Origin of the sequence: Mycobacterium ulcerans subsp. shinshuense (assembly GCF_002355775.1) — a bacterium.
GTDB lineage: Bacteria > Actinomycetota > Actinomycetes > Mycobacteriales > Mycobacteriaceae > Mycobacterium > Mycobacterium marinum.
Genome location: NZ_AP017624.1, coordinates 5,392,656 through 5,403,492, shown reverse-complemented (window position 1 = coordinate 5,403,492; position 10,837 = coordinate 5,392,656). Strand labels below are relative to the sequence as shown.

9 protein-coding genes and 1 pseudogene are annotated in these 10,837 nt (G+C 65.9%); 6 read left to right on the top strand and 4 right to left on the bottom strand.

The genetic code is table 11. The annotated features are described in order from the left end of the window. The first annotated feature begins 52 nt into the window (after nt 1-52). Genes SHTP_RS24030 through SHTP_RS24005 form a run of 6 tightly spaced genes read left to right on the top strand, consistent with a single transcriptional unit; the run spans nt 53 to nt 5,807 of the window. Nucleotides 53-1,204 carry a virulence factor Mce family protein gene (locus SHTP_RS24030; protein ID WP_096372001.1) on the top strand — a complete coding sequence of 384 codons (1,152 nt, stop codon included), beginning with the start codon at nt 53-55 and terminating at the stop codon, nt 1,202-1,204. Further along, a complete protein-coding gene (locus SHTP_RS24025) occupies nt 1,198-2,751 on the top strand; it encodes an MCE family protein (RefSeq protein WP_096372000.1) in 1,554 nt (517 codons plus the stop codon). Before SHTP_RS24030 ends, SHTP_RS24025 begins: the two co-directional genes overlap by 7 nt. Beyond that, the gene (locus SHTP_RS24020) at nt 2,721-3,506 is read left to right on the top strand and encodes an Rv1363c family protein (RefSeq protein WP_096371999.1); all 786 of its coding nucleotides are present in this window, start codon (nt 2,721-2,723) and stop codon (nt 3,504-3,506) included. The genes SHTP_RS24025 and SHTP_RS24020 overlap by 31 nt, the downstream gene beginning before the upstream one ends. Beyond that, nucleotides 3,503-4,492, top strand: coding sequence for an RDD family protein (locus SHTP_RS24015; protein ID WP_096371998.1), 990 nt, complete (start codon nt 3,503-3,505; stop codon nt 4,490-4,492). The genes SHTP_RS24020 and SHTP_RS24015 overlap by 4 nt, the downstream gene beginning before the upstream one ends. Beyond that, on the top strand, nt 4,489-5,046 hold the full coding sequence (locus tag SHTP_RS24010) for an Rv1363c family protein (protein WP_096371997.1): 558 nt from the start codon (nt 4,489-4,491) through the stop codon (nt 5,044-5,046). The genes SHTP_RS24015 and SHTP_RS24010 overlap by 4 nt, the downstream gene beginning before the upstream one ends. Further along, nucleotides 5,013-5,807, top strand: coding sequence for a mammalian cell entry protein (locus SHTP_RS24005; protein WP_096371996.1), 795 nt, complete (start codon nt 5,013-5,015; stop codon nt 5,805-5,807). The genes SHTP_RS24010 and SHTP_RS24005 overlap by 34 nt, the downstream gene beginning before the upstream one ends. Nucleotides 5,808-5,874: 67 nt before the next feature. Here SHTP_RS24005 and SHTP_RS24000 read toward each other — a convergent pair whose 3' ends face one another. The 4 genes and pseudogenes from SHTP_RS24000 to SHTP_RS23985 form a co-directional block, all read right to left on the bottom strand. Continuing rightward, on the bottom strand, nt 5,875-6,978 hold the full coding sequence (locus tag SHTP_RS24000) for a phosphodiester glycosidase family protein (protein ID WP_096372642.1): 1,104 nt from the start codon (nt 6,976-6,978) through the stop codon (nt 5,875-5,877). Nucleotides 6,979-7,064: 86 nt separating this feature from the next. Next, on the bottom strand, nt 7,065-8,438 hold the full coding sequence (locus SHTP_RS23995; RefSeq protein ID WP_096371995.1) for a YhgE/Pip domain-containing protein: 1,374 nt from the start codon (nt 8,436-8,438) through the stop codon (nt 7,065-7,067). 49 nt (nt 8,439-8,487) lie between these two features. Continuing rightward, nucleotides 8,488-9,212, bottom strand: a pseudogene (locus SHTP_RS23990) (pirin family protein). Nucleotides 9,213-9,411: 199 nt separating this feature from the next. Next, nucleotides 9,412-10,836 (bottom strand): alpha/beta hydrolase domain-containing protein, encoded by a 1,425-nt coding sequence (locus SHTP_RS23985; RefSeq protein ID WP_096371994.1) that lies wholly within the window; start codon nt 10,834-10,836, stop codon nt 9,412-9,414. Between the last annotated feature and the right edge of the window lies 1 nt (nt 10,837).

Genomic DNA, 10,837 nt, shown 5'->3' with positions numbered 1-10,837 from the left:
GGGTGCGATCGGTAAGTCGAAGCAATCGGCCGCCAGACGCGGTGTAGGCGCGATGCGCGCGGTATCGCGCCGGGCCTGGCAGGGCCTGGCACTGCTGATGGTGGCGCTGGTCCTGAGCTCCTGTGGCTGGCGTGGCATCTCCAATGTCGCGATCCCGGGTGCGCCGGGGACCGGCAAGGGGTCTTACACCGTTTATGTGCAGGTGCCCGACACCCTGGCGATCAACGGCAACAGCAAGGTGATGGTTGCCGACGTGCCCGTCGGGTCGATTCGCAACATCCAGCTCAAGAACTGGGTGGCGACCCTGACGTTGGGCATCGACCAGGGCGTCAAGCTGCCCAAGAACGCGCTCGCCAAGATCGGCCAGACCAGTTTGCTGGGTTCCCAGCACGTTGAGCTGGCCGCACCGCCCAGCCCGTCGTCGCAGCTACTCAAGAACGGCGACACCATCCCGCTGAAGAATTCCTCGGCGTACCCCAATACCGAGCAAACGCTGGCCAGCATCTCGCTGATCCTGCGCGGCGGCGGCATCCCCAACCTGGAAGTGCTGCAAAACGAGGTCTACGACATCTTCCACGGGCGCGGCGATCAGATCCGGGGCTTCCTCACCAGGCTTGACACCTTCACGCGGCAGCTCAACGAACAACGCGATGACATCACTCACGCCATCGACTCCACCAACCGACTGATGGCCTACGTGGGTGGCCGGGCCGACGTGGTGGATCGCGCGTTGACCGATCTGCCGCCGCTGATCAAGCATTTCGCTGACACCCGCGATCTGCTGATCAACGCCGTGAACTCGGTGGGACAGCTCAGCGACGTCACCGGCCGCTACCTGTCGGAGGCACGGGGCAACCTGCACACCGATCTGCAGTCGTTGCAGTGTCCGCTCAAGGAACTCGGTCGCGGCTCGCAGTACCTGATCGGGGCCCTGAAGCTGATCCTCACCCAGCCGTTCGACATCGACGCCGTGCCGAAGGTCTTCCGCGGTGACTATCAGAACGTCTCGGCCACCCTGGACGTCACGTTCAGCGCCATGGACAACGCGGTGCTCACCGGTACCGGCTTCTCCGGCGCGCTGCGCGCCCTGGAGCAGTCGTTCGGCCGTGACCCGGAGACGATGATTCCCGACGTCCGGTACACCCCGAACCCGAACGACGCACCCGGCGGTCCGCTGGTGGAAAGGGGTGACAGGCAGTGCTGACTCCATTCATCAAGCGCCAGCTGATCATGTTCGGGACGCTGACCGTCCTGTCGCTGCTGGTCCTGGGCGTCTACTACTTGCAGATCCCGGCGTTGCTGGGGGTGGGGCGCTACCCGCTCAAGGCCGAGTTGCCGGCCTCGGGTGGTTTGTATCCCACGGCCAACGTCACCTATCGCGGCATCACGATCGGCAAGGTGACCGGCGTCGAACCCACGGCAACCGGTGTCGAAGCCACGATGAGCATCGACAGCCGCTACAAGATCCCGGTCGACGCTTCCGCCAACGTGCATTCGGTGTCGGCGGTCGGCGAGCAGTACCTGGACCTGGTGTCCACCGGCGCCCCCGCGAAGTTCCTCTCGCCCGGGCAGACCATCACCAAGGGAACGGTACCCAGCGAAATCGGTCCTGCGCTGGACACCGCGAACCGCGGGCTCGAGGTGCTGCCGGCAGACAAGATCCCGGTGCTGCTCGATGAGACCGCGCAAGCGGTCGGCGGCTTGGGGCCCGCCCTGCAGCGGCTGGTCGACGCCACGCAGGCGATCGTCGGGGACTTCCACACCCAGATCAACGACGTCAACGACATCATCCAGAACTCGGGCCCGATCCTGGACAGTCAGGTCAACTCGGGCGATGCGATCTCGCGCTGGGCACACAACCTCAACGTCCTGGCCACCCAGACGGCCGAGCGGGACCAGAACGTGAAGAGCATTCTTACTCAAGCCGCGCCCACCGCCGACCAGCTCAACTCGGTCTTCAGCGACGTGCGCGACTCGCTGCCGCAGACGTTGGCGAACCTGGAAGTGGTGTTTGATCTGCTCAAGCGCTACCACAAGGGCCTGGAGCAGGTGCTGGTATTCCTGCCGCAGGGTGCCTCGATCGCCCAGACGGTGGCCGCGCCCTTCCCGAACATGGCCGCCCTGGACATGGCGCTGGCGATCAACCAGCCACCACCCTGTCTGACCGGCTTCATCCCGGCCGAGCAGTGGCGTTCCTTCGCCGACACCAGCCTGCAGCCGCTGCCTAAGGGCACCTACTGCAAGATTCCGATGGACACGCCGGCCAACAGTGTGCGCGGCTCCCGCAACATCCCGTGTGTGGACGTCCCCGGCAAGCGGGCAGCGACCCCGCGTGAGTGCCGTGACCCCAAGCCGTACGTCCCGGCGGGTACCAACCCGTGGTACGGCGACCCCAACCAGCTGCTGACCTGCCCGGCGCCCGGCGCGCGCTGCGACCAGCCGGTTAAGCCCGGCCTGGTGGCGCAGGCGCCATCGGTGAACAACGGGATGAACCCGACACCGGCGGACAAGCTGCCTCCGGGCGGAACGCCACCTCCGATCAGCGATCCGCTGCAGCGACCGGGATCGGGTACGGTGCAGTGCAACGGCCAGCAGCCCAACCCGTGTGTCTACACTCCGGGCCCCCCGACGGCTGTCTACAGTCCCCAGAGCGGTAAACTGGTAGGGCCCGACGGAGTCAAATACTCCGTCGAAAACTCGACCAAAACAGGAGACGACGGATGGAAGGAGATGCTGGCGCCAGCCGGCTGAACCCCACCGACGCGGATGATTCGTTGCGTACCGAGGCGACAGCTGAGGATTCGTCGGAATCTGAGGCCGAAGCCGTACAGATCAGTCACGACGTGACGACCGAGGATTCAGCGGAATCCGAGGCCGCACCGGATTCGACTGAACAACCGGAACCCGAGGCCACGGCCGGTTCGCACGACGCTGCCCAAGAGCAAGCCGAGGACACCGAGCAGTCCGGCGATGGCCAGGCTGTCGAGCCCGGTGTCGAGCGCAGACCTTCGCGGCTGGGGCGGGGCTGGCTGGTGGGCATCAGCGCGGTCCTGCTGTTGGCCGCCGGTGGCATCGGCGCCGGCGGCTACCTGGCGCTGCGTTCGCACCAGGAGAGCCAGGTGATTGCGCGCAACGATGCGGCGGCCCTGGAAGCGGCGAAGGATTGTGTCGCGGCTACCCAGGCCCCCGACACCAGCGCCATGGCCGCCAGTGAACAGAAGATCATCGATTGCGGCACCGATCAGTACCGCTCTCAGGCCGTGCTCTACAGCAGCATGCTGGTGCAGGCCTACCAGGCCGCCAACGTGCACGTGCAACTGACCGACATGCGTGCAGCCGTTGAGCGCAACAACCCGGACGGCTCGGTGGACGTGCTGGTCGCGCTGCGCGTCAAGATGTCCAACGATCAGGACCAGAATCAGGAGACCGGCTACCGGCTGCGGGTGCGGATGACGCCCACCGAAGGGCAGTACAAGATCTCCAAGCTTGATCAGGTGGCGAAGTGACGGTGGTGGTCGACAAGATCGAGACCACGGACGTCGTCGCAGAGTTACCCCAGAAGGTTCTCGCCCCCTGGCATCTGCGGCTGGGAGCCTTCGCCGTCGACGTGCTGTCCGGTGCCGCCGTGGTGGCCACGTTGGGGCTGGTCGCCGAAACTGTGCCGCCGGACAGCGTCTGGTGGTGGGTGTGCGTCTCCCTTCTGGCGCTGGTCGTTTTGGTCATGGCGGCCAACCGGCTGCTGCTGCCGCCGATCCTCGGCTGGAGCTTGGGACGGGCCCTGTGCGGAATCACGGTGGTGCGCCGCGACAGCCACGACGGCGATGATGCCCTCGGACCGTGGCTGCTGCTGGTCAGAGACCTGGCTCACCTGCTGGATACCCTTCCGCTGTTGATCGGGTGGCTGTGGCCGTTGTGGGACTCTCGGCGGCGCACGTTCGCCGATCTGCTGCTACGCACCGAGGTTCGCTACCGCGATCCCGAGCAGCGCCCGGCCCACGTCATGCAGTGGACGGTGGCGGCGTTGCTCACCGCCGCGGCGCTGTGCGTCGGCGGCTCCGCGCTGAGCTACGGTCTGGTCTACGCCAGAGACCAGGCGACCGATCAAACCCGCGCGGAGATCGCGACGCAGGGGCCGAAGATCGTCGCACAGATGCTGACCTACGACCCGAGCACGCTGCAAGAGGACTTCGCCCGCGCCCGGTCGCTGACCATCGACAAGTACCGCGAGCAGTTGGCCGTTCAGCAGGAGACCGTGGCCAAGGGACACCCCGTCCTCAACGAGTATTGGGTGACCGACAGCTCGATACAGGCGGCGACGCCCGATCACGCCACCATGTTGATGTTCATGCAGGGCCGTCGAGGCAGCCCACCCGAGATCCGCTACATCAGCGCAACCGTGCGGGTGAGCTTCGCCAAAGACGGGGCCAACCAGTGGCGGGTGGACGATCTCACCGTCCTGACCAAGCCCAAACCCCCTGGGAATGGGAAATGAGTCCGCGGCGCAAGTTTGTTCCCGGCGCGGCCTCGTTACTGGTCGCGTCCTATCCGGAGGTGCCGAAACGACAGTGGGGGCTGCCACTAGCGGCCACCGCCGCCGCCGTGCTGATGGCGGCGGCGATCACCGTGTGCAGTCTGATGTTCGCCTCGCACGTCACGCGCTACCACGCCGCCAGGAAAGACCATGAGGTGGTCAACTCGGTGAAGTCGTTCATGAGCGAGTTCACCTCCGTCGATCCGTATCACGCCAACGAGTACATCGAGGGCATACTGGCGCACGCGACCGGCGATTTCGCCAAGCAGTACCGCGAAAAGGCGAACGAGATCCTGATACAGATCGCCCGTGCCGAGCCGGCCACCGGCACCGTGCTGGATGCCGGCGTGGAGCGGTGGAATGACGATGGCAGCGCCAACGTGCTGGTGGCTACCGAGGTGACCTCCAAGTCACCGGATGGCAAACAGGTCTTTGAGAACACGAATCGCTGGGCTGCCACGGCAAAGTGGGAAGGGAATCAGTGGAAGATCAGCAACCTGCTGCAGGTGATCTGACCGACGCCGTCTCCGACGGCGAGACCGAGGCTGCTGCCGCGGCATCCGACGACGAAGCTCAACCGGACGAGGCCGTCCAGACGCCGGCCGCCGGGGCCGAGCCCGCCGAGGGGGCCGCTGACGACGAGGCCACGACCGATTCCGTGGAGGACACGGGCGAAGCCAGCGCCGACTCCACCGACCCGGATACGGATGCGGAAGCGGATGGCGCGAAGGGCAAGGCCGCGGCCCGCCCCAAGAGACTGACCGGCCGCCGGCTAGCGGCGGTGGGCGCGGCGATCACTGCGCTGCTCTTTGTGGGTTCCGCGGCATTCGCGGGTGCCGCCGTGCAGCCCTACCTGGCCGATCGGGCGGTGGTGGCGATCAAGCTCAACGTGGCCCGCACCGCCGCGAACGCGATCACCACGTTGTGGACCTACAACCCCGAGAACATGGACGGCCTGCCCGATCGCGCCGCGACCTATCTCAGTGGCGACTTCGGAGCCCAGTACCGCAAGTTCGTCGACACCATCGTGGCGCCCAACAAGCAGGCCAAGATCACCAACAACACCGAGGTCACCGGGGTAGCGGTGGAATCGCTGGATGGCCCGAACGCCATCGCGATTGTCTACACCAACACCACGACGACCAGCCCGCTCACCAAGAACATCCCGTCGATGAAGTACCTGTCCTATCGGCTGATCATGAAGCGGGACCGGTCCCGGTGGTTCGTGACCCGGATGACGACCATCACCTCACTGGACCTGACACCGCGCGTCTAGTCCACCCGCGGCGGACCGACGGCCGACGGTGAACGTGAACGTGACGGCCAGGTGCTGGAGCGGCGGGCTAGTTGAACGCGAGCCAGCTGGGCAGCGCCCGCTCGTGTGAATCGCACAGGACCTGGCGGGTGTCACACGAGCCTTTCGGTGCTCCCGCCCCGGCCCACATGCCCCCGGTGTCGCGGCGCAACACGATCGCGGACTTCCCACCGCCGTCGAGCAGGATGGCAGTGTCGCTGCCCAGGCCTCGGAACAGGTCCTGGATGTTGTCCGGGGTGTAGCTGCCGCCCTCAAAGATGTACATCTCGTCTTTCGGCTTGGAGTAGGCAAGGGCCGTCCGCGCCGCACTAGGGCCGCCGTCGTGCAGCTGTCCGATATCGCCGGGGGACAGCAGGCCGATGCCCGCGACCGCGACGAATTTCGCATTCTTGTTGAGCAGATCCTGGATCACCGGGGTGGCGAGGTCGTAGTCCTGCCTACCCTCGGGGCGCAACACATATGGTGCGCCGCCGACCGGAATGATCATGGTCGTCAGGGACGTCCAAACCTCATTTCCGCCGGACAGTCCCTGCTTGCCCGCGTAGGCGACGGTGCTGGTCACGGCCTGGTTGGCGCGTCCTATCCCGTGGGTGTTGTCCACGAAGGCGCCCAGCGGCGAACTGCAACCGGTGGTCCGCCACGAACCGCCCTTCTGCCCCCGCACGTCGAAGAAATTGGCGTTGATGGCAATGGTCGGCTGTCCCATCCGCTGCCACGCCTGAAGCGGCGGGTAGATCTCCGACGCCTGCCATAGCCCTTCGCTGGTGCGGGCCCCCGGGTTGCGCTCGCAGCGGGCCTGGTCGCCGGTGTGCGTGTCAACCAACAGATGCGGCTGCAACCGCTGCGACGCATTCTTGATGATCATCAGATGCCCGCCATTGTTCATCTCATACCAATGGCCGGCCCCGTTGAGCAGCGGCATGGGATGGCCACCGCCGAAGTTGTAGACCAGATAGGAGCCCCGGGTGGCGGCAATGGCGTGCTCGAGCATCTCGCGTCCGTCAGCGGCGCGGGCCAGCGGCCGTCCTGTGGTGGTGGCCAACGTCGCGCGCACCGCCAGGACGGCAAAGCAGGCCGTGAGTCGGCGCAGGCTGGCAAATGCAGTCAGTACGAGGTAGCCCTTTCGGCCCAGGTCGAGGAGTAACCCCCTAGCATCAGACACATCCGCCCCACTGTCAACAAAAGTCACAGCGGGGTGACGGCACGGCCGCACCCTAATTACGTTTCCTCGCTTGAGCTTTCAGTTGAATCACGGTCGCGGGCGCGCTCCTTGGCTTGATGCTGCGCTTGGTGCTCCGCCGCAATCGCCATCTCCACCGCGCCGGGAATCCGGTGGAAGCCCTTGCGGTCATAGAGGTGGGTGGTGAGGCCACCTAGCAACAGGCCGATGACCAGGCCGATCGCCGTCATCAACAGCGCGTGCGACAACCCGGACTCCGGTTGACCGTTGAGATACAACAGCGATCGCACGCCCAGAAATACCTGGTGCATCGGCTCGAATTTGGCCAGCCAGCGGAAGAACGGCGGCACCGCCTCCAGTGGGACCGTGGCGCCGGCCGACGGCAGGCCGAGGATGACAAAGACCAGCATGCTGGCCAGCAGGCCCATGGAGCCCAGCACCGCGATCAGCGAACTGGACGTCACGCCCACCGCGGTGATCGCGAACACCCCGTATAGCCATAACTTCCAGCCCGCCGGAATGGGCATGCCGAGCCCATGGGCGATGGCCATATAGACCGCCGAGGTGAGCAATGCCAGCACCGTCATCAATCCCCACTTGAGCAACAGGGTGCGGAATCGCGAGATGTTGACCTGCTCGGCGAAGCGGTAGACGGGGCCGAACTCGGCCGGCACGTATCCCAGCAGTGAGTCCACCAAGGTGCTCACCACGATGCTGCCGGTGAAGCCGGCCAGCAGCAGCAACAGCGCGTAGTAGAAGGCCGACAAGCCGTTGCCGGTCCCGTTGGGTAGCGGGTTGTACACGGTGGTCTTGACGTCGATGGGGCTGGCCAGCCCGAGCGCCGATGCGCCGGACAGTGGCGCGCCGCCGGTCTGCGCCGCCACCTCGGCCGTAACACGTTCGCCGACTTTGCTATTGGCGGCCGCCATCGCCTGCGTCAGGGTCTGGCCGGCGATGCTGGCGGCCAGGGTGCCGGCACGCGGATTGGTGAAGATGGTGATCACGGGCCGGTCGGTGGAACCGGGCTGGACCGCGCTTACCGCGAAGTCGCGCAGCTGGGAGGAGAAGGTCGGCGGTATTACCGCCGAGCCGTAGACCTGGGCCCGGTCCAGCAGCCGCTGGGCCTGTTCGTGGTCGACCACCCGGACATCGAATTTGTTCTTGTCCAATCCGGCGACGATGCCGTCGACAATCTGCTTGCCGGCGGGCCCGGCGTCCTCGTTGACCAAGGCGATGGGGAACTGGCGCAGATTGGTGGTCGGATTCAGGATTCCGCCCAGGTACAGCGCCGCCAGCGCGGACATCAAGGCCAGGGTGATGACGACCGGCGCCGTCCAGAACCGCACGGTCCGAAGCGACTTGATACTTCGCTTGGGGTTCGGCGCCGCATGGCGCGGCTGCGATTGAGACATGTGGGCTCCTGTCTGTCGTGCCCACTCTATGTGGCCTTGCTGGATATCCTCAGCTGCCCAGGATCGAGCGCATCTCCCAGATCAATACCTCCGCGGGCGCATGCGCGCTCAGGCGCGGGCTTCGACGTCGGTGAAGCGGACCGCATCTCCGGTGCTCACATCACCGAATGATTCCAGTCCGAGCCGTCCCCGGGCAACGAATAAGTGCAGGTAGGAGGCCGACGGCAGGTCGATGGTGTCGCCCGGGCGCAACCGCGCGCAATGCAGCGCGGCGTGGCGGTTGTGCAGGGTGATCGCCGCGTCCTGGCCGGGGATACCCGAGGCGACGGTGACCAGGCCGCCGTCGAACAACCGGTGATCGATTTCACGCTGTTGGTAGCTCGGTGTGATGCCCGTCTCGTCGGGCGCGACCCACATCTGCACGAAATGCACCGGCTGTGACTGCGAATCGTTGGTCTCCGAATGCAGGATGCCGCTGCCCGCCGACATGCGTTGGGCCAGGCCGGGATAGATCACGCCGTGGTTGCCTGTGGAGTCCCGGTGTGTCAGTTCGCCTTCGAGTACCCAAGTCACGATCTCCATGTCCCGATGCGGGTGCGTGTCGAAGCCGCTTCGGGGTTGCACCACGTCATCGTTGCTGACCAGCAGCAAGCCGTGGTGGGTGTTGTCGGGGTCGTAGTGGTCGCCGAACGAGAACGAATGTCTGGACGTCAGCCAGGATGTGGTGGTGACGGCTCGGTCGGCCGCGCGCCTAATCTGCACGGTGGCGGGCATGGTCTCCACATTAATCCGGTACAGGGGCCCCGCGCGTGCGCCCCGCGTCGTGCGTCGAATCACTTTGTTGCCGAGGTTGATTCAGATTCACCGCAGTCGAACCGCCCTGCCTTCCGGTGAACGCGTGCTGCCGCAGCGCCGCGGGAATGGCATCAATATCGTTTGCTGCCTGACGGTTTGGCCGGCGATGCGCCCAGCGCTAGCGGCGCGTTGGGCGCTGCGATCCGGAGCCGGGGAAGGTGGCGGTCGCGAGTTGGAGGATCTCGCCGCGGTCGGCCGACAAGATGAATCCGCTTTCGATTGTCCGGTCCAGCGCGGCGCTGAAGTTGTCGAGATACTGTTGCGCTCCGCCCGGATAGAGCCGGTCCAAGGTGGCGGCGTCGAAGGGTTCGCCGGAGCCGAAGATGGCGGCCATGATGCTGTCCTGGGCGCCGTGGCCGGATGTCCGTGCGATCGGCACATCCACCCACGGGGTTCGGATGCCGTCGGTGGCCAGGCCGCTGCGATCCAGCACGGGCCGGGCCAGATCGCTGTCGTGCATCGCGATGCGAGCCGCGTGTGGCGCCGGCTCGCCGGTGCGGACCCAGGAGCTCAGCGCGCTCACCGCCGCCTGAACCACGTAGTGGTGCTGCGGCGCAAAGTTGATGTAGTAGTCAAGTTGGCGCCCCATCAGGGTGTCGGTCGGCGCATAGGCGGCCACGATCGCGTCCAGCGGCGCGTCGCCGGTGTCGATCGGTGCGACCTGGATCGTGTAGTTGTCGGCATGAGCGGCCCCGGGAATCTCCCAGACCCGCAGCCACTGATTGTCGGGCTGACGCGTAGACGTAACCCGGCGCACACCCCCGAACAGGTCGGTTTCGGTGATGATCGTGATCAGTGGGACCCGAAGATCCGGACGGAAGGTGACCGCTTGTGGTGTTTCGGATTCCTCGAATACGGAGCCGCCGTCCAGCGGTGCGGCGGAGGCGAATCGCGAATGCACGAGGAATCCGTCGTAGATCTCGGCCAGCGGGTCGACGGCATTGATGTAGGTCGTCAAGAACATCGCCGATTGGGACTCGCCCATGGCCACCAGGTGTTGTAGGCGCAGACCGCGCAGCAGGTCATGAGGATCGGCATCCCGGAGCAGTCCGCCGGCCTGGGAGAAGATGTCGTAGCAGAAGGCGTCGCCGGGGTGGTGCAGGGATCGGTAGCGCGCTGGGTCTTGGTTCTTGAGTGACAGGTCCGCGCCAAGCAGGCTGGGGCCACCTTCGACGCCGACCCGTTGGGCCGAGATCGCAACGTAGGCGTATCCGGCGCGAACAATTTCGCGATGCGCCATCATCCATACCGCTGGAGCGTCGATGCCGCCGCTGACGTTGAGCCATTCCAGCAGCACCGTGCCGTTGAACCTGGCCGGAGCCGCCGGAGTCAGCACCACCATCCGGGTCGTGTAATCGGCGGTGTCCGAAGGTATTACGTCCCAACGGCCATCGGCGCCGAGCTCGGCCGCGGGGACATAGGAATGCGCCGTTCCGGAGACGAAGAACTCCTCGACGAGGTAGCCCAGCCCGCCCAAATCGAAGGCGCCCAACAGCAGCGCCGGCTTGCCGGGCACGGGCGCGACGCGCAAGGAACCGGCCATC